This is a genomic window from Streptomyces sp. NPDC050546, assembly GCF_044457425.1.
Classification (GTDB): Bacteria; Actinomycetota; Actinomycetes; order Streptomycetales; family Streptomycetaceae; genus Streptomyces.
On record NZ_JBITGX010000003.1, the window covers coordinates 333,209 to 350,848 of the forward strand.

14 protein-coding genes and 1 tRNA gene are annotated in these 17,640 nt (G+C 70.8%); 11 read left to right on the plus strand and 4 right to left on the minus strand.

Annotated elements, in window-relative coordinates; translation table 11 throughout:
• Nucleotides 1–98 precede the first annotated feature (98 nt).
• A complete protein-coding gene (locus ACIBK5_RS09595) occupies nt 99–494 on the plus strand; it encodes a RidA family protein (RefSeq protein ID WP_399018319.1) in 396 nt (131 codons plus the stop codon).
• Between the two features lie 17 nt (nt 495–511).
• Here the strand turns inward: ACIBK5_RS09595 and ACIBK5_RS09600 are convergent, their stop codons facing one another.
• Both ACIBK5_RS09600 and ACIBK5_RS09605 read right to left on the minus strand, forming a co-directional pair.
• Complete coding sequence (locus ACIBK5_RS09600; protein WP_399017888.1) at nt 512–1,603, minus strand: DUF5937 family protein; 1,092 nt, start codon at nt 1,601–1,603, stop codon at nt 512–514.
• A 36-nt stretch (nt 1,604–1,639) separates the two neighbouring features.
• On the minus strand, nt 1,640–3,214 hold the full coding sequence (locus tag ACIBK5_RS09605; RefSeq protein ID WP_399017890.1) for an AbgT family transporter: 1,575 nt from the start codon (nt 3,212–3,214) through the stop codon (nt 1,640–1,642).
• Between the two features lie 259 nt (nt 3,215–3,473).
• Between ACIBK5_RS09605 and ACIBK5_RS09610 the strand changes: the two genes are divergently transcribed.
• The 6 genes from ACIBK5_RS09610 (at nt 3,474) to ACIBK5_RS09635 (ending at nt 10,368) form a co-directional block, all read left to right on the plus strand.
• Nucleotides 3,474–5,387, plus strand: coding sequence for a CocE/NonD family hydrolase (locus ACIBK5_RS09610; RefSeq protein WP_399017892.1), 1,914 nt, complete (start codon nt 3,474–3,476; stop codon nt 5,385–5,387).
• 143 nt (nt 5,388–5,530) lie between these two features.
• On the plus strand, nt 5,531–5,914 hold the full coding sequence (gene gcvH, locus ACIBK5_RS09615; protein ID WP_399017894.1) for a glycine cleavage system protein GcvH: 384 nt from the start codon (nt 5,531–5,533) through the stop codon (nt 5,912–5,914).
• A 48-nt stretch (nt 5,915–5,962) separates the two neighbouring features.
• Nucleotides 5,963–6,409, plus strand: coding sequence for an SRPBCC family protein (locus tag ACIBK5_RS09620; protein WP_399017896.1), 447 nt, complete (start codon nt 5,963–5,965; stop codon nt 6,407–6,409).
• 126 nt (nt 6,410–6,535) lie between these two features.
• Complete coding sequence (locus ACIBK5_RS09625) at nt 6,536–6,853, plus strand: hypothetical protein (protein ID WP_399017898.1); 318 nt, start codon at nt 6,536–6,538, stop codon at nt 6,851–6,853.
• Between the two features lie 89 nt (nt 6,854–6,942).
• On the plus strand, nt 6,943–8,571 hold the full coding sequence (locus ACIBK5_RS09630) for a helix-turn-helix domain-containing protein (protein WP_399017899.1): 1,629 nt from the start codon (nt 6,943–6,945) through the stop codon (nt 8,569–8,571).
• A gap of 333 nt (nt 8,572–8,904) precedes the next feature.
• Entirely contained in the window at nt 8,905–10,368 is a 1,464-nt protein-coding gene (locus ACIBK5_RS09635; RefSeq protein WP_399017901.1) for an amino acid permease, read from the plus strand.
• Between the two features lie 47 nt (nt 10,369–10,415).
• On the opposite strand, the gene ACIBK5_RS09640 is transcribed toward ACIBK5_RS09635, so the two are convergent.
• Nucleotides 10,416–11,366 carry a helix-turn-helix domain-containing protein gene (locus ACIBK5_RS09640; RefSeq protein WP_399017903.1) on the minus strand — a complete coding sequence of 317 codons (951 nt, stop codon included), beginning with the start codon at nt 11,364–11,366 and terminating at the stop codon, nt 10,416–10,418.
• Between the two features lie 115 nt (nt 11,367–11,481).
• Here ACIBK5_RS09640 and ACIBK5_RS09645 point away from each other — a divergent pair, with 115 nt between their 5' ends.
• The 4 genes from ACIBK5_RS09645 to ACIBK5_RS09660 all read left to right on the plus strand — a co-directional run bounded on the left by ACIBK5_RS09645 (nt 11,482) and on the right by ACIBK5_RS09660 (nt 16,996).
• Complete coding sequence (locus ACIBK5_RS09645) at nt 11,482–13,362, plus strand: ABC transporter ATP-binding protein (RefSeq protein WP_399017905.1); 1,881 nt, start codon at nt 11,482–11,484, stop codon at nt 13,360–13,362.
• Entirely contained in the window at nt 13,359–15,074 is a 1,716-nt protein-coding gene (locus ACIBK5_RS09650; protein ID WP_399017907.1) for an ABC transporter ATP-binding protein, read from the plus strand. Before ACIBK5_RS09645 ends, ACIBK5_RS09650 begins: the two co-directional genes overlap by 4 nt.
• Nucleotides 15,075–15,191: 117 nt before the next feature.
• A complete protein-coding gene (locus tag ACIBK5_RS09655; RefSeq protein WP_399017909.1) occupies nt 15,192–15,569 on the plus strand; it encodes a hypothetical protein in 378 nt (125 codons plus the stop codon).
• A 191-nt stretch (nt 15,570–15,760) separates the two neighbouring features.
• The gene (locus ACIBK5_RS09660; protein WP_399017911.1) at nt 15,761–16,996 is read left to right on the plus strand and encodes a serine hydrolase domain-containing protein; all 1,236 of its coding nucleotides are present in this window, start codon (nt 15,761–15,763) and stop codon (nt 16,994–16,996) included.
• Between the two features lie 543 nt (nt 16,997–17,539).
• Here ACIBK5_RS09660 and ACIBK5_RS09665 read toward each other — a convergent pair.
• A tRNA-OTHER gene (locus tag ACIBK5_RS09665) sits at nt 17,540–17,614 on the minus strand.
• Between the last annotated feature and the right edge of the window lie 26 nt (nt 17,615–17,640).

Consider the following 17,640-nt stretch of genomic DNA (forward strand, 5'->3'; position numbering starts at 1 on the left):
ACAAGCACGCTAACGGAATACATGACCAAGGGTGTCATGTTTTGTTGGGAGGCTCGTTGCCACGACGTCGCATCGAATCGAATGGAGCTGACGTGGCAATGGAACGTACGGCGGTCAACCCGGTGACGTGGTCCATGGACCTGGGGTTCAACCAGGGTGAGCTCGTCTCCGGGCACACCCGGACCCTCTACATCTCGGGACAGACCGCGATGAGCGCCGACGGCAAACCCCAGCACGACGGCGACATGGCAGCGCAGTTGGCGCTGAGCATCGACAACCTGGAGGCCGTACTCGGCGAGGCCGGCATGTCTCTCACGAACCTCGTCCGGCTCAACGTCTACACGACCGACGTCGATCTCCTCCTCCAGCACTACGGCGTACTGGCGGCGCAGTTGGGCGCCGCCGCGGTGGCACCGACCACCACGATGCTCGGAGTGAAGCGCCTGGCGATCCCCGGCCAGCTGGTCGAACTCGAGGGAACCGCCGTCGTGTGACGCGGCCCTTCGGCGGTTCACCGCGCCACGGTCGCGAGGACGTCATGCCCCAGCCGCTGGATGACATCCGTGGCGAGCCGGTGCCGCACCAGCTTGCCGTCCCGGGTGGAGCGCACCAGGCCCGCGTCGCGCAGGGTCCGCAGGGCGCGGGAGACCTGCGGTTCGCTGGAGCCGAGCCGGGCGGCGAGCTCCGAGGTGGTGATGGGCTCGCCCAGCAGATGACGGCACAGCTCCATCCGGGCCGGCGAGGTGAGCGCCATCAGCCGGTCGTGCAGATCCCGCAGGGTCAGCTGCCCGCCCGGGACGGCGCCGCGCGCCGCGTACTGCAGCACCACGCACGACGGGTGCTCGTGCTTGACCGTGAGATGCGGCCACACCCGGGCGGACGGGACCAGGACGAGGGGTCGAGGGGCCACCTTCACCTCGTCGATCTGAAGCTTGTCCAGCCGTACCCGTTCTCCCGGCCCGACCCGGGCCGCCGTCGGCAGCAGTTCGGTGAGCACCTCGGCGGGCGACCGTACGGCCAGTGCGCGGCGTACCTCCCGCGCGTGGTTCTCCAGAGCAGGCCGCAGGGCGTGCCAGTCCTCGGCGAAGAACGCCGCGTCGGCGGCCCGCAGCACCGCCAGCAGCCGGTCCCGCAGCTCCAGCGGCGCCGCCACCAGCTGCCGCGCCAGCTCACCGCGGGCGTAGGAACGGCGTAGGCAGCGGCGTACGTAGTCCTCCGCGGCGGCGGTGCCGGCGCGCAGCTCACGGGCCGACGGCACGGGCAGCGCGGTGGTGCCGAGGACGCCGGGCGCCGCCAGCTCCAGGAAGTCCTCGGCCGGCAGCGCCGCGATCGCGGTCAGCTCCTCGTCGAGGCAGGACGCGAGCGGCAGCGCTCGGGGAAAGAACAGGCGGCAGCGGAACCGGGCCCACAGGGGAGCGAACACGGACAGTTCGTCGCGGAGTTCGTCTCCCGCCGCGGCGGCCCGCGCCGTCCAGTCGGCGGCCTCCGGGTGGTGCTCGGGTTCGGCGAGGACGTGGAGGCTCGCCATCAGTTCCGACAGCGCGGAGGGCCCGGCCGTGAGGTCCGCGGGGCCGAGCCCTCCGAGGTCGAGGACGATGCTCACGTCGTCAGCGTACGGCTCGCCGCCCGTGCCGGTGACTCACCGTACGGGCGCGCCAGGGCCGAGCGGGATGCCCAGCAGGTACCAGGCGAAGAACAGCAGCACCCAGACCACCAGCATGATCATGGCCAGGGGCAGGGTGAAGGAGATCAGGGTGCCGATGCCGGCCTTGCGGTTCAGGGTCTGCAGATAGCCGACACAGAGCATGAACGAGGTGCTCATCGGGGTGATGGAGTTCGTGCAGGAGTCGGCGATGCGGTAGAGCGCCATGGTGGTGGCCGGGCTGGTGCCGAGCAGCATCAGCATCGGCACCAGCGCCGGGGCGACCAGCGTCCACAGGGCGGAGCCGGAGGTGATGAGGAGGTTCAGCAGCGCGACCGCGACGATCAGCAGGGTGAACAGCACCAGCGTGGGCGCGCCCAGTTGATCGAGGAAGTCCGCACCCTCGACCGCGACGACCGTGGCGATGTTGGTCCACTTGAACAGGGCGAGGAACTGGGACACGGCGAAGAAGAGCACCAGCAGCGGCGCGATGGAGCGCACCCCGTCCGCCATGAACTGCGGTATCGCACGGCTCCCCCTGATCCGCCCGGTGAGCCGCCCGTACACGGCGCCGACGAGCAGGAAGAAGACGGTGAGGAAGACGGCGATGGCGTTCATGAAGGTGGACTCCACGATCGCGCCGCCCTCACCGCGCAGCGGCGAAGAGGAGGGCAGCATCGCGAGCACGACCAGCGTGGCGTAGCCGAGCACGGCCAGCCCGGTCAGCTTCAGGGCCCGCCGCTCGGTGGCGTCGTCCACCTCGGCGGCGACCACCTGCTGTGCGGCGGCCGCCTCCAGGTCCGCGTCGGGGACCAGGCGGTGCTCGCGCCTGGCGAGGATCTTGTCCACGACCAGGGCGATCGTGCCGGCCAGCACGAACGCCGACACGGTGGTGAAGTACATGTTGTCCGTCGCGCGGACCACCACGTCCTGGTCGACGAGCCGCGCCGCCTCGGTGGCCACGGAGGCGAACAGCGCGTCGCCGGGTGCGATCAGCGGGTTGGCGTCACCGGCGGCGTTGATCGACACGAACGCGACGATCATGCCCAGCATGGGGGAGCGGCCCACGGCGCGGAAGGCCACCGCCCCGAGCGGGATGAGCACCACGTACGCGGAGTCGGACAGGAACTTCCCCAGCACGCCGCCCAGCGCCACACCCAGCACGACCGTACGCGGCGACAGCCCCGACAGCATGCGGCGGGCCAGCGCCTCGAACAGCCCCGACCGCTCGGCGACCGCGACGCCGAGCATCACCATCAGCACGATGCCCAGCGGCCCGAAGGTCACGAAGGACTCCTCGGCGCCGGTGAGCAGATCCCGTACGGCGTCCGCCGACAGGGCGCTGCGCACACCGACCGGGTCACCCGAGGAGGGATCCTCGACCTTCAGCCCGGAGAGGTTCAGCGCCCAGCTCGCGACGGCCACGACCCCGCACAGGATCCAGAACAGCCAGAACGGATGCGGCAGCGCGTTGCCCGCGCGCTCGACCAGGTCGAGGAGCCGGGAGCCACGGCCGCCCTGGTCGGGCCCGGTGGCCGGCACCTCCCGGGTGCGGTCGGCGGATGTGCTCATGGCGGGGCTCCTGGGGCTGCTCTGGGGACGATGGATCAGGGGCGGCAAGTCGCGGGCCACGCCGCGAGCGATGCGAGACGGGAAACGGAACCGGAACGGCGCCCGATCTCCCGACACGGCGTGGGACGGCACGCGGGGCGTTCCCGGGTTGCGCTGCACAGTAGGTCCGCGCTCCGCCCCCGTCACCGTCCGGCGCAACAGTTGACCTGATGACGTCAAGTGATCGCCATGACCTGGGCCATTGCCTAGCGTCACGAAGGTGACCTCGTATGACACCTCCCACACCCACCGGCCCGAGCCCCTCCAGGGCGGCGCCCTGTGGCGTCGCACCCTGCGCATCCCCATGCGGGACGGTGTCCGTCTCGCCGCCGACCTGTACTCGGCCTCACCCGAGCCCGCGGTGACCGCACTTCCCGTGCTCCTGGAACGCACCCCCTACGGCCGGCGCGCACCGCGCGGCTCGGACCAGGACCGCGGCGACGCACCGCTCCCGCGCCCCGAGGACATCGCCCGGCACTTCACCGAAGCCCGCTACCACGTCGTACGGCAGGACTGCCGGGGCCGCGGCGACTCCGGGGGAACGTTCGTGAAGTACCTCGGCGAGGGCCCGGACGGAGCGGACACGATCGCCTGGCTCAGGGACCAGCCCTGGTGTGACGGCAGGATCGTGATGACAGGTGTCTCCTACTCCGCCCACGTCCAGGCAGCGGCGGCCGCCGAAGGACCCACGGGCCTGGCCGCCATGTTCCAGGACTCGGGCGGCTTCTCCTCGGCGTACGACGCGGGGATGCGGATGGGCGGCGCCTTCGAGCTGAAACAGGTGACCTGGGCACTGCGGCACGCCCTGCGGAGCCCGGAGGCCGCGGCGGACCCGGTGCTCTCCGAGGCACTGCTGCGGGTGGACGTCGGGGGCTGGTTCGGCGCGATGCCGTGGCGCCCCGGCTGCACACCGCTGCGCCACCTCTCGCCCTACGAGGACTACCTGCTGGAGCAGTGGCGGCAGGACGCCTTCGGCGACTACTACCGCAACCCCGCGATCTACGGCCGGGGCTTCTACGACCGCTTCCCGGACGCCCCCAGCCTGCACATGGGCAGCTGGTACGACCCCTACGTCCGCTCCACCATCGAGAACTTCACCGCCCTGCGCGAGCTGAAGTCGGCCCCGTCCTACCTGGTCATGGGCCCGTGGACACATGGCCACCGCTGCGAGACATACGCCGGGGACGTGGACTTCGGCCCCCGCTCGACACTCGACGGCAACCTCGCCCCGTCCTACCTGGAGTTCCGCCGCCGCTGGTTCGACCGGGCGCTGAGCCGCGAGGCCGACCCGGAACGGGAGCCCGGCGACCTCCCCGCCGTCCAGTACTTCCTGATGGGCGGCGGCGACGGCAGACGCGACCCGGCGGGCCGCATGCGGCACGGCGGCGCGTGGCGCACCGACACGCACTGGCCACCGACGTCGACGTCCCCCGTCGCCCTGTACCTCACCCCCGCCGGCGGCCTCACCCCCACCCCGCCCACCACGCCCGCGGCATCGGTGACATACGACTTCGACCCACGTCACCCGGTCCCCACGATGGGCGGCCAGGTCACCTCGGGCGAGCCGGTGATGACGGGCGGCGCCTACGACCAGAACGCCCCCGACGCCCGGGTGTACGGCGCACGCGAGCCGTACCTTCCCCTGGACGCCCGCCCGGACGTGATCAGCCTGAGCACCCCGCCACTGGAACGGGACGTGGTGCTGGCCGGCCCGGTATCGGCAAGGCTCCACATCTCGACCACAGCCCCCGACACGGACTTCACCATCAAACTGATCGACGTCCACCCGCCCAACGCCGACTATCCGCACGGCTTCGCCATGAACCTCACCGACGGCATCGTCCGCTGCCGCTTCCACCGCTCCTGGGAACACCCGGAGCCCCTCACGCCGGGCGAGGTCTACGAGATCGAGGTCACCGCCCCCGACACGGCCAACCTCTTCGCCACCGGCCACCGCATCCGCCTCGACATCTCCTCCAGCAACTTCCCCCGCTTCGACATCAACACCAACACCGGGGAACCGGAGGCGACGGCCCGCCGCACGGCCACGGCGACGAACACGGTGCACATGGACGCGGAGCGCCCTTCCTGCCTGCGGGTGTGGCTGGAGGGAGGAGCGGACGCGCTCGGGTGATGTGCCCCGGCCTGCTGTAGCCCACGCGAGGGAACCACTGCTCAGACCGCTCGGGGGCTGGGAATGATGGACGCGTCGATCGTCCATGGCTTCAGTGTCCTCAGTGCCTTCGGGTCTCTTCAGGTCTCTTCAGGGGAGCGAGCATGTCGAACATTCCGGCTGACCTGCGTTACGCCGAGTCGCACGAGTGGGCACGACGGGAATCGGACGGCGTGGTCACGGTCGGCATCAGCGATCACGCTCAGAAGGCGCTCGGCGATCTCGTGTTCGTGGAGCTGACGCAGATCGGCAAGGTCTTCGAGGCCGGCGATGCTGCCGGTGTCCTGGAGTCCGTGAAGGCGGCGACGGACATCTACACGCCGGTCGGCGGTGAGGTGATCGCTGTCAACGAAGAGCTGGCGGACAGTCCGGAGCTCCTCAACGAGGATCCCTACGACGCTTGGATCTTCAAGCTCAAGCCGTCGAACGCCCGTGAGCTCGAAAGCCTCATGAACGCCGCAGGCTACAAGGCCGCGATCGGCGAGTGACCGGCACAGTCCTGAGCTTGAGGCCCGTGGACCGAGTGGAGCGTGCTCATGGCCCGGAACCGGATTCTGATCCAGAGCTCGCCGTCGGAAGTCTGGCGCCTGCTGTCCGACGGCCACCGCTACGGGGAGTGGGTGACAGGAACCCGGCAAGTCCTCGCGGTGGACCCGCATTGGCCGGACGTCGGCGCCCGGCTGACGGTCCGCGTCGGCGCCGGCCCTCTCACCCTTGACGACACCTGCGTCGTCCGGATCGCCGAACCGCGCCACCGCTTGCAACTGGAAGCGAAGGCAGGGCCCTTCGGCGCGGCCCGCATCGCCATGAAGCTGACCCCCTGGGGCGAGCACACCCTCTTCACCCTCGACTGGCACCCCCTCCGGGGCCCCGGCACGCGGATGCACGGCCTCCCCGTGGACTACGTCGTCGCGGTCCGCAACGGCATGATGCTGACGAAGCTGGCCCGGATCGCGGTACGCGAGCACGCCGCGAGTGTCTGAGGCACCTGACCAGACCCTGAGAGCGGCGCATCTGAGTACCTGTACTGATGCGCGATGCCCGCGGCGGCACCACGCTGACCGCATGCGGTTGGTGGAGCGTCACCTGCGGACGGGACGACAGTGGGCATGAGACAGCCGAACGAGCCTTCAACCGGCCGGCAGATCGGGGTCAGCGTGGCACTGCTCGTCATCGACTTCATGCTCATCGCCTGGTCGGTGTACGCCGTGGGGATCGCGGGATGGGCCGACAGCTACGAAAGCGACGGCGTCGTTCCGACGAGTGCGTCGCGCGCGGCGTCGCAGGCATCGTGGATTCTGGGAGGCGGCGCAGTGCTGACGGGCGGTGGCCTGCTCGCTCTGGGATGGCGCATCCCCGGCATCGTGCAGTTGGTCGCCCTCGGGGGCGGGGCGCTGCTGGTCTCCTCACTTGCTGCCGGCGGATAGCGCGCCTGCCCAGTCGCAGCAACTCCACCAGCCTGCCGCCGGCAGATAGCATCAGAGCTCCGGCGTGGCTCCCAGTGAAGGCGACGATCATGGATCCGGCCGCGGTATCTCCGCTTCCCGCGAGCATCAGCCTGCGCGAGTTGCTGATGGCTCTGGGCGATTCGCTGGTGGAGGTGCAGGCCGCTCCCGCCGGACTGGACGTCGAGATCCGCGGCGTCGCCCTGCTCGATCCCGAGGAGCCGCCGGCCAGTCGGCCGGGCGAGCTGGTGCTCGTCATCGGTGCCCGTGGCCGAGCCGCCTATCCCGCGCTGCGGGCCGCCGGACGCGACGGAGCCGCCGGCGTCGTGGTCAAGGTGGACGGCCCCGGCCAGGCCGCGGCCCTCAGCGAGACCGCCACCGAGGCCGGGGTCGCCCTGCTCTCGCTGCGCGGCGAAGCACGCTGGGAACAGGTGAACGCGGTGGCCCGCGCCGCCCTCGACGACGCGCCCCCGGGCCAACCCGGCGAAGCCGAGGCGAGCGACCTGTTCTCGCTCGCCCAGACCACCGCCATCCTCACCAGCGGCATCGTCAGCATCGAGGACGCCGCCAACCGGGTGCTTGCGTACTCCCGCTCCACCGACTCCGACGAGATCGACGACCTGCGGCGGCGGTCCATCCTCGGCTGGCAGGGACCGGAGGCGTATCTGGCGAAGCTGCGCGAGTGGGGTGTGTTCCAGCACCTGCACTCCAGCGACGAGGTGATCAGTATCGACAGCCACCCCGAGCTGGGGATCCGCCGCCGGCTCGCGGTGGCCATCCGCTCCGGTGACCGGCAGCTGGGGACCATCTGGGTGCAGGAGGGCTCGACACCGCTGTCCGAACGCTCGGGCCAGGCACTGCTGGGTGCCGCCCGGGTCGCCGCGCTCCATCTGGTGCGCCGCCGCCGGGAGCACTCGGAGAACCTGACGTTCACCCGGACCCTGCTGGCCGGACTGCTGGAGGGGAACACCGGGCCACAGCCGCTGGCCACCCACCTGGGATTCGACGCGACCCGCCCGGCCGCCGTCCTGGGCTTCTCGTACGGGACCGCGGAGGGCGTCGCCGCGGCGGAGCTGACCCACGCCGAAGTCACCAACCTGGTCTCCGTGCACATAGCCGCCCGGCATCGCAGCGCGCTGGTCGCGCAGGTCGACCCCCGCATCTACGTGCTCCTGCCCCAGTTGCCGCGCAGCATCGACATAGACACGCTGCGCGGCTGGGGTCAGGAGATCACCGACGCCGTACGCCGGCACCTGGGCCTGCCGCTGCGTGGCTCGGTCGGTTGCGTGGTGTCCACGCTCGGCGACGTCACCGAGTCGCGCCGGGAGGCCGACCGCATCCTCGACGCCATGCTGGCAGCGGACGTACCCGCCGCGGTCGCCGCGTTGCCGGACATCCAGTCGGAAGTACTGGTCAGTGAGGTGCTGACGCTGCTCTCCGGCCATCCCGAGATACGGGATCCACGGCTGACCGCCCTCGTCGCCCACGACAGCCGGCACCAGGGCAGCCTTTCGGAGACCCTGCTGACCTACCTCAATTCCTTCGGTGACGTGCGGGATGCCGCCGCCCAGCTGCATGTGCACCCCAACACGCTGCGCTACCGCCTTCGCCGGGCCGAGGAGCTGACCGGTCTCGATCTGAGCCGCCCTGACCAGCGTCTTCTCGCCATGCTCCAGCTGCGACTGCCGCCCGGCAGCTGATCCCGCTCCCTCTCCGCATCGGCGGGCCGTACAGCCATCGGCGACGAATTCGTCCTACTGGACAAGCCTGCTGCCCCATGACCCCTCATACGCTTGCGCAAATCTCCTCCCGCAAGCGAAACGGGCCGCCTCTCATGAGGAGGCGGAGCGCAGCGCGGACGTGCGGTGACGACCCCCTCACCTGCACGGCATCCGGATACCGCGCCCCGCACCCTGAACGCTTGCGGCATCTTCAAGGCCACCGCCCTCCCCCGGTGATGCAGTGCCCCAGCAACCACGGCAGCCCTTCCCCACACGGCTTCCCAACCCCTCAACGGATGGATGTCGACCGACATGACCACACGTCCCCCAGATGCACCGGCCCATGACACCGCCCCACCTGCCGACGGTCAGTCGTCCCCGGAGCAGGCAGGCCTGAAGGCCGGTCTCAAGAACCGCCATCTGTCCATGATCGCCATCGGTGGTGTGATCGGCGCCGGCCTCTTCGTGGGCTCCGCCTCCGGTATCGCCGCCGCGGGGCCCGGCATCCTGCTGTCGTACGCGCTGGTCGCGGCCCTGGTCGTGTTCGTGATGCGGATGCTCGGCGAGATGGCCGCGGCCTACCCGACCTCCGGCTCCTTCTCCGCTTACGCGGACCGGGCGCTGGGCCGCTGGGCCGGGTTCTCGATCGGCTGGCTGTACTGGTTCTTCTGGGTCGTCGTGCTCGCCGTGGAGGCGACGGCGGGTGCCGTGATCCTGGAAGGGTGGGTGCCGGCCGTGCCGCAGTGGGCCTGGGCCCTGATCGTGATGGTGGTCCTCACCGCCACCAACCTGATCTCGGTCGGCTCCTTCGGCGAGTTCGAGTTTTGGTTCGCCGGCATCAAGGTCGTCGCCATCGCGGGCTTCATCCTCCTGGGCGGCCTGGCGATCTTCGGTGTGCTGCCCGGCACCGACCACGCCGCCACGGGCTTCGGCAACCTCACCGAACACGGCGGCTTCCTGCCGAACGGCTCCGGAGCGATCCTCACCGGCATCCTGCTGGTCGTCTTCTCCTTCATGGGCAGCGAGATCGTCACCCTCGCCGCCGCCGAGTCCCCGGACGCGCGGCGGGCGGTCGCGAAGGCCACCCGGAGCGTGATCTGGCGGGTCGGCGTCTTCTACATCGGCTCGATCCTCGTCGTGGTCGCCCTGCTGCCGTGGAACGACCCCGCGATCGAGAAGAAGGGGTCGTACGTCGCGGCCCTGGACTCGATCGGCATCCCGCACGCCGGCGAGATCATGAACTTCATCGTGCTGACCGCCGTGCTGTCCTGCCTCAACTCCGGCCTCTACACCGCCTCTCGTATGGCCTTCTCCCTCGGCCAGCGCGGCGACGCCCCGCGGTCCTTCGTACGGACGAACGCGCGAGGTGTCCCGCAGCCCGCGATCCTGGCCTCCGTGGCCTTCGGCTTCGTGGCGGTCGCCTTCAACTACCTGTGGCCGGACACGGTGTTCCAGTTCCTGCTGAACTCCTCGGGCGCGGTCGCGCTCTTCGTGTGGCTGGTCATCTGCTTCTCGCAGCTGCGGATGCGGGGGATCATCCTGCGCGAGAACCCGGAGAAGCTCGTCGTCCGGATGTGGCTGTTCCCGTATCTGACATGGGTGACGATCGCGATGATCTCGTTCGTCCTTGTCTACATGCTCACCGACGACAAGGAGGGCGGCGGCCGGAGCCAGGTTCTGCTCTCCTTGCTCGTGGCCGCCCTGGTGATCGCGATCGCGTTGATCCGGGAGCGCAGGCGCCCGGAGAGTGCCAAGGACGCGGTCCTGCCCCAGTAGCAGCCGCGGACGCCGCGCTCGGCTTCGGTTGGCGGGCTTGCCTCTCCTCAGTGCGGCTTCCGGCCGACCGGAAGCGGGACTGGGGAGGGGCGGTTGCGCCCGTCGAAACGGGAGGCCGGGTCATTGCCCCATCGCGCCGAGAGGCGCGGCACGTGGTCCACCCACGCCAGGTCGGCCGTCGTGACGAGCGACTGGCCGGCCACGGTCGCGGGGGTCACACCGGTGAACGACACGACGTCCCGGTGCAGATGCGGCTGGTCGGCGTAGCCGCAGTCGGCCGCGACCCTGGCCGCCTCCTGGCCCCCGGCCAGGCGGGTGGCGGCCCAGTCGAAGCGGACGAGCTTCACGGCGCGCTTGGGCGGCAGGCCGAGCTGCGCGTGGAAGCGGGACCACAGGCGCTTACGGCTCCAGCCCAGCTCGTCGGCCAGCCCCTCGACCCGCACCTGGCCGTGCCCGGCGACGATACGGTCCCAGGCCCAGGCCAGCTCCGGCTCGATGGCGGGCCCCGCGGCGGACAGCCGGGCGAGGAACGCCTCGACGAGCGCGAAGCGTTCCTCCCACGAGGCGGCCTGGGCCAGCCGCTCGCGCAGCCGGGACGCTCGCCGCTCTCCCCACAGGTCGTCCAGGGCCACCACTGAGTTCTCCAGCTCAGCAGGACCCACGCCCAGCACGGTGCGCGCGATGGCGGGGGAGAGGCGCACCTGCATCCACTCGACGTTCGCGGCCCGCACCCGCGCCGCACCGCCGACGCCGAACCCGAGCCCGGTGACGAGGCTGCCGCGGTGCCGCCGCCCCGTCGGCTCGTCGATGCCGAGCGCCGCCTCGCCGCAGGCCAGCGCGAGCGTCAGCACGGGGTGCGGGTCGAGCCGGTGGTCGACCGGAGCCGGGCCGCGGTCGCGCAGCCCCGCCAGGACGACGCCGGGTACGCGGCCCGGCCGGGCCGGGCGCGTGACCTCCCACACGGGGACAGCGACGTGCCGGCGCACGGCAGTTGACATGCGTCCATGCTACGGGCCTGCCCGAACCGAGCATCCGGACGGAGCACCCGGACGGAGCACCCGGACGGAACATTTCTTCAATCCACCGGGCCGCAGCCGCGGCGAAGGTGAGCGCATGACTTCCACCGGAACCACCGCGCCGCCACCACCGGGCGTGGCCCGTCTGTTGCGCCCGTACGCGGGCGGCTTCGCCGTCGTCATCGTCCTCCAGGTCATCGGCGCCGTCGCCGGCTTGGCGCCGCTGCTCGCGGTCGTCGAGCTCGGCCGTACGCTGCTGGCGCCGGGACCGGCCGACGACGGGCACGTGCGCGACGTCGTGATCGCGGGCGCGGCAGGGCTCCTCGTACGGCTGCTGTTCACGGCCGCCTCGTCCGGCGTCGGACACCTCCTCGACACCCGGGTGCAGCTGTCGCTGCGCCGGCGACTCGCCGCGCGGCTCGGGCGGGTGCCGATCGGCTGGCTGGCGCGGCGGCGCAGCGGGGAGCTGGCGAAGCTGGTGGGCGAGGACGTCAGCGCCGTGCACCCGCTCATCGCCCACACGCCGGGCGAGCTGGTCTCCGCCTTCGTGGTGCCGCTGGCCTCGCTCGGCTACCTCCTCACCGTGGACTGGCGGCTGACGCTGATCACGCTGATCCCGGTGCTGCTGGCGGTCGCGCTCGTGCCGCTGATGATGACCCCCACGCGGCTGCGGGAGCAGCAGGAGTTCGACGCCGCGATGGGGCGGATCTCGGCGTCGGTGGTCGAGTTCGTGCAGGGCATCGCGGTGGTGAAGGCGTTCGGCGGGTCGGAGAGGGCGCACGGCAGGTTCCGTACCGCGGTGGATGACTTCACCCGGAGCTTCTACCGGATGGTGCGCGGTCTTTCCGGGGTCGCCGCCGGGATGCAGGTGGCGCTGTCACCGCCGTTCGTGCTGCTGGCGGTGCTGGTCGGCGGCGCGTACCGGATCACCGGGGGCGGGCTCGCCCCGGCGGACCTGCTGCCGTTCCTGCTCCTCGGCCTCGGTCTGACCGCGCCCGTGGCCGCGCTCGGGCACGGCTTCGACGACCTACAGGCCGCGCGGCGCGCCGTCGGCCGCATCCGGGACGTACTCGCCGAGCCGCCGCTGCCCGAGCCCGCACGGCCCGTGATGCCCGAGGGACACCGGGTGGAGCTGCGGGACGTCCGCTTCGGGTACGCCGGGTACGCCGGGTACGCCGGGTACGCCGGGTACTCCGGGTACGAGGACGGAGCGGTCGGGCGCGAGGTGCTGCGCGGGATCGACCTGGTGCTGGAGCCGGGGACGATCACCGCCGTAGTGGGGCCGTCCGGCAGCGGCAAGTCCACGCTGGTGCAGCTGCTGCCACGGTTCTACGACCCGACGCACGGCTCCGTGCTCCTCGGCGGTGTCGACCTGCGTGAGGTGGGCAGCCAGGAGCTGTACCGGCGGGTGTCCTTCGTCTTCCAGGACGTCCGGCTGCTGCGCGCCTCGGTCGCGGACAACATCGCCCTCGCCGTCCCGCACGCCGACCGCGACGCCGTGGTCCGCGCCGCCCGCCGGGCGAGCATCCACGACCGCATCCTCGAACTGCCCCGCGGCTACGACTCGGTGATCGGCGAGGACGCCCGCCTCTCCGGCGGCGAGGCACAGCGCGTCTCGATCGCCCGCGCCCTGCTCGCGGACGCCCCCGTCCTGGTCCTCGACGAGGCCACCGCGTTCGCCGACCCGCGGACCGAGCAGGCGGTGCGCGAGGCGCTGGCGCAGACCCGGGAGAAGCGGACGACGCTGGTCATCGCCCACCGCCTGGAGACGATCGCCGACGCCGACACCGTCGTGATGCTGCGCGACGGCGAGATCGTGGAGCGGGGCACGACCACCGAACTCCTCGCGCATAACGGCGAGTTCGCAGAATTCTGGAAGATCCACGCGGGTGCCAAGGAAGCCGGTGCCGTGGAAGCCGGTGCCATGGAAGCCAGTGCCATGGAAGCCGGTGCCATGGAAGGGGAAGAGGCCCGATGATCAGCACACTGCTGCGTGTGCTCGGCCACGAGTACGCCGTGCCGGTGCGCCGCACCATCGCCCTGATGACGGCGACCGCCCTCGCCGAGGGACTGTCGTACGCCCTGCTGGTGCCCGTACTGCGCGCGCTCTTCGGCAGCACACCCGAGGACGCCCGGCCCTGGCTGGCCGCCTTCGGCGCGGCGGTCGCGGTGTACGCGGTGCTGCGGTACGTCAGCGACCGCTCCGGTTTCCGCGTGGGCACGACGCTGCTGCACGGCATGTACGAGCGCCTCGGCGAACACCTCGCCCGGTTGCCCATCGGCTGGTATCGACCCGGCCGCACCGGCGAGGTGTCCGTCCTCGCCGGCCAGGGCGTGTTGCAGGCGATGGGCGTGATCGCGCACCTGCTGGCGCCGTTCGTCTCCGCCTGTGTGACGCCGCTGACGATCGTCGCCGTGATGCTCGCCTTCAACTGGCAGCTGGGGCTCGCCGGCCTGGCCGCCGTGCCGTTGGTGGCCGCGGTCCAGCTGCGTACGGCCCGCGCGACGACGGTGACCGACGCGGAGCGTGTGGAACGCGAGCGCGCGGCCACCGGCCGCGTCATCGAGTACCTCCAGGCCCAGCCGGTGCTGCGCGCCGGCGGCCGCACCGGCGAGCGATTCGGTCTGCTGGACGACTCCCTGAAGGAACTGCGCCGCGCAGCCCGCCGTTCCACCCTTGCGGCGCTGCCGGGTGTGCTGGGGCTGGCGGTCACCGTGCAGGCGGTGTTCACGGCCGTGCTCGCACTCGGTGCGTACCTCGCCCTCGGCGGGGACATCGGCACGGCCGACGTACTTGCGATCCTGGTGCTCGCCGCCCGCTGCGCCGACCCGCTGCTGTCCCTCGCCGAGATGAGCGGTGGCATCCGCGCCGCCCGCGCCGAACTGACCCGCCTCGACGAGGTCCTCACCACCAAGCCGCTGCCGGAGCCCCGCGCGCCGCGCGAACCGTCCCGTCACGACGTCGAGTTCGACGAGGTGACCTTCCGGCACGGCGACCGCGCGGTCGCCGACGGGGTGACACTGTCCGTCCCCGAGGGCCGGCGGCTCGCCGTCGTCGGGCCGTCGGGCGCGGGCAAGACGACCCTGCTGCAACTGCTCGCCCGCTTCTACGACGTCGACGCGGGCGCGGTGCGGATCGGCGGCGTGGACGTACGGGAGATGGACTCTGCGGCGCTGATGGCGCGGATCGCCATCGTCTTCCAGGACGTCTATCTCTTCGACGGCACGATCGAGGAGAACGTGCGCCTCGGCCGCCCGGACGCCACCGACGCCGAGGTACGGGCCGCGGCCGCCGCGGCCCGTCTCGACGAGGTGATCGAGCGGCTGCCCGGCGGCTGGTCGGCGGACGTGGGCGAGGGCGGGGCGCTGCTGTCGGGCGGCGAACGGCAGCGCGTCTCCATCGCCCGCGCGCTGCTGAAGGACGCCCCGATCGTGCTGCTCGACGAGATCACTTCGGCCCTGGACCCGGTGAACGAGGCGGCCGTGCACGCCGGTATCGAGGAGCTGACGGCGGGCCGGACCGTGCTGCAGGTGGCACACCGCATGGGGACTGTGCGCCGAGCCGACCGCATCGCCTTCCTGGACGCCGGGCAGGTGGTCGAACAGGGCAGCCACGAGGAACTGCTGCGACGCGCAGGCCGGTACGCCGCGTACTGGGAAATGTCCCTGGCGGGGGCGGCGCGGGGCTGAGCCCGCACGCGGCCGCCGGGGACCGACACCCACTGCTAGCCTCACACGACTCTGACTGCTACTCACATAAGAACTACGGGGATTGAATTGCGCATCAAGCGAATAGTTCAGGGCGGAATGTCCGCACTGGCCATGGGCGCTGTCGCGGTGGCCATGGTGCCGGGCTCGGCGCAGGCGGTGGACTGGGACCACGGACCGCTGTACGACAGGGGCAAGCACGCCGCGGCTTACATCGAGGAGCGCGGCGACTACCTCAGGGTCTGTGACACCAAGAGCGACGGCAAGAAGGCGTGGGTGAACGTCTTCGACTACTACAGCGGCGACCTTGTGTACAGCCTCACCGACACGAAGAACGACGGTAAGTGCAGCTACCGGGACGCCTCGGACGGCGGCAAGTACAACCTCGCGGAACACAGCAAATTCGACGTCATCGTCTCGCATGAGCCCTCGGATAATTCGGGCTCCTACCACTTCAATTTCCTCAACGATCACTGATCGCATTCTCGTGACGGGCCATCAGCGATGCGCTGCTGATGGCCCGTCGGTCTGCTGCGAGCTTGACCTCGGCGGCCTGGCGCACGATGTTCGCGACCCTCGTGCCGGCAGCGACCCCTAGGTCGTGTCCCCGACCCCTTTCCGGGGCGTTCCCGATGGTGTGAGGAACGCGCCCTTGGTGACCTGTTCTCATGAGCCATCGACAGTCCTCTCGTGGACTCCCCATCGCCCTTGCCGTCGCAGCCGTCGCCCTGGGAACACTCACCGCCACCACTGCCGCACCGGCCGGGCCACCCCACCACGCACCATCCCGATTACATCCGCACAGCCAGGTCGCGCACGCGAAGACCCAAGCCGTACTGAACGAGATCGTCGCGCAGGGCACCCCCGGCGTCATCGCCCAGGTACGGGACCCGCGCGGTGTGTGGGACGGCCGGGCCGGTGTCGGTGACCTGTCCGCCGAGCGGCCGAGGAGCACCGGCGAGAAGTTCCGGATCGCCAGCGTCACCAAGACCTTCACCGCCACGGTGCTGCTCGGGCTCGAAGCCGAGGGCAGGATCTCGCTGGACGACAGCGTGGCGGAATGGCTGCCCGGGGTGGTGCGCGGCAAGGGCTACCGGCCCGGGAACATCACGGTGCGGCACCTGCTCAACCACACGAGCGGCATCTTCGACTACAACATGGATGAGGGCTTCCGCGCCCTGTACGCGGGGGACGAGTTCGACCGGAACCGCCACATCAGGTGGTCCCCACAGGAGCTGGTGGACATCGCGCTCGCCCACCCGCCCAACTTCCAGCCGGAGCAGGGCAGCAGGCCCGGCAGGCCAGGCAGGTGGGACTATTCCGACACCAACTACGTCCTCGCCGGCATGATCGTCGAGAAGGCCACCGGCGGCACCTACGCGCAGGCCGTCGAGCGTCTTGTCATCCGGCCGCTCGGCCTGCGCGGCACAAGTGTGCCGGGCACCTCGCCCAAACTGCCCGCACCGCATGCGAGGCACTACTCCACGCTGTTCGAGGACGGGCCGGCGGCGAAAGTGCGTGACGTCACCGAGTTCAGCCCCACCGTCGCCTTCTCCGCCGGACAGATGATCTCGACCGTCGAAGACGTGAACACCTTCCTGTCCAAGCTGCTGGCCGGTGAACTGCTGCCGCCCGCCCAGCAGCGGCAGCTGCTCGACGCGGTCCACGTCGACGGGGACAAGGGACACGGTTCTCCGCAGGACAGCTACGGCCTCGGTATACGGCACTTCAAGCTCAAAGAGGGCTGCTGGGCATGGGGCCACGGCGGCATGATCCCCGGCTCCGCGACCCGGACGCTCGCCTCGGCGGACGGCCGACGCGTCATGACCATGAACCGCAACGGCGACTGGGGCGAGCAGCGACTGGAGGACGCGGCCGTCGAGACCGAGTTCTGCGAACTCTGACAGGGCCTGCCCAACAGTGCAGGCCGCCGGCGGTCGCCCGGCTGATCGCCGCCGGGCGGCACTGTCTGGCGACCGAGGCGGACGTACGAGCGGCACCGTGTACCCGTCCTTCGTCGATGCCCGCTGGGCGGTCGCGTTCGTGAGCCTGACGAACCACTGGATCACCTACGCGACGTGCATTGTCCTGGACTCGGACGGCGCGAAGCTCGAGTTCCCCCGCGCCGTGGCCGACCGACTGCACGAGGAATTCCGACAGGCACGGCGCGCTTACCGGCCGCACCACTCCGGCCCCGGATTCCACCGAGCCGGTGGGGCGGGCTGCCGTCCCGGAGCGGTTCAGCGAGCCTTCAGAAGCTAGGCAGGCAGCTACCGGTGAGTCCGGCAGTCTGTGGACCTGCCCGGTAAAGCACGATTTGGGGGACGTGATCTTCGAGGCCCGCCCTGCCATGACCGGGACACGAAGCGAATCGGCACCACACGGCGCCTGAAACAGTGAAGGGCCAGCCTGGGAGGAAACCCCTCCTGAGCCGGCCCTTCTCTCTGTGCCCCCGGCAGGATTCGAACCTGCGACACCCGCTTTAGGGGAGAGGCTGGGGTGTCTGGCCGGTGACCTGCGGCTTCCCTGGTCGGGGTAGTGGGCACTG

What these genes read in the sequence shown, in the direction of transcription:
- ACIBK5_RS09595 (WP_399018319.1), top strand. Translation starts at nt 99, where the DNA reads ATGGAACGTACGGCGGTCAACCCGGTGACGTGGTCCATGGACCTGGGG.
- ACIBK5_RS09605 (WP_399017890.1), bottom strand. Translation starts at nt 3,214, where the DNA reads ATGAGCACATCCGCCGACCGCACCCGGGAGGTGCCGGCCACCGGGCCC.
- gcvH (WP_399017894.1), top strand. Translation starts at nt 5,531, where the DNA reads ATGTCGAACATTCCGGCTGACCTGCGTTACGCCGAGTCGCACGAGTGG.
- ACIBK5_RS09620 (WP_399017896.1), top strand. Translation starts at nt 5,963, where the DNA reads ATGGCCCGGAACCGGATTCTGATCCAGAGCTCGCCGTCGGAAGTCTGG.
- ACIBK5_RS09625 (WP_399017898.1), top strand. Translation starts at nt 6,536, where the DNA reads ATGAGACAGCCGAACGAGCCTTCAACCGGCCGGCAGATCGGGGTCAGC.
- ACIBK5_RS09630 (WP_399017899.1), top strand. Translation starts at nt 6,943, where the DNA reads ATGGATCCGGCCGCGGTATCTCCGCTTCCCGCGAGCATCAGCCTGCGC.
- ACIBK5_RS09635 (WP_399017901.1), top strand. Translation starts at nt 8,905, where the DNA reads ATGACCACACGTCCCCCAGATGCACCGGCCCATGACACCGCCCCACCT.
- ACIBK5_RS09640 (WP_399017903.1), bottom strand. Translation starts at nt 11,366, where the DNA reads ATGTCAACTGCCGTGCGCCGGCACGTCGCTGTCCCCGTGTGGGAGGTC.
- ACIBK5_RS09645 (WP_399017905.1), top strand. Translation starts at nt 11,482, where the DNA reads ATGACTTCCACCGGAACCACCGCGCCGCCACCACCGGGCGTGGCCCGT.
- ACIBK5_RS09650 (WP_399017907.1), top strand. Translation starts at nt 13,359, where the DNA reads ATGATCAGCACACTGCTGCGTGTGCTCGGCCACGAGTACGCCGTGCCG.
- ACIBK5_RS09655 (WP_399017909.1), top strand. Translation starts at nt 15,192, where the DNA reads ATGTCCGCACTGGCCATGGGCGCTGTCGCGGTGGCCATGGTGCCGGGC.
- ACIBK5_RS09660 (WP_399017911.1), top strand. Translation starts at nt 15,761, where the DNA reads ATGAGCCATCGACAGTCCTCTCGTGGACTCCCCATCGCCCTTGCCGTC.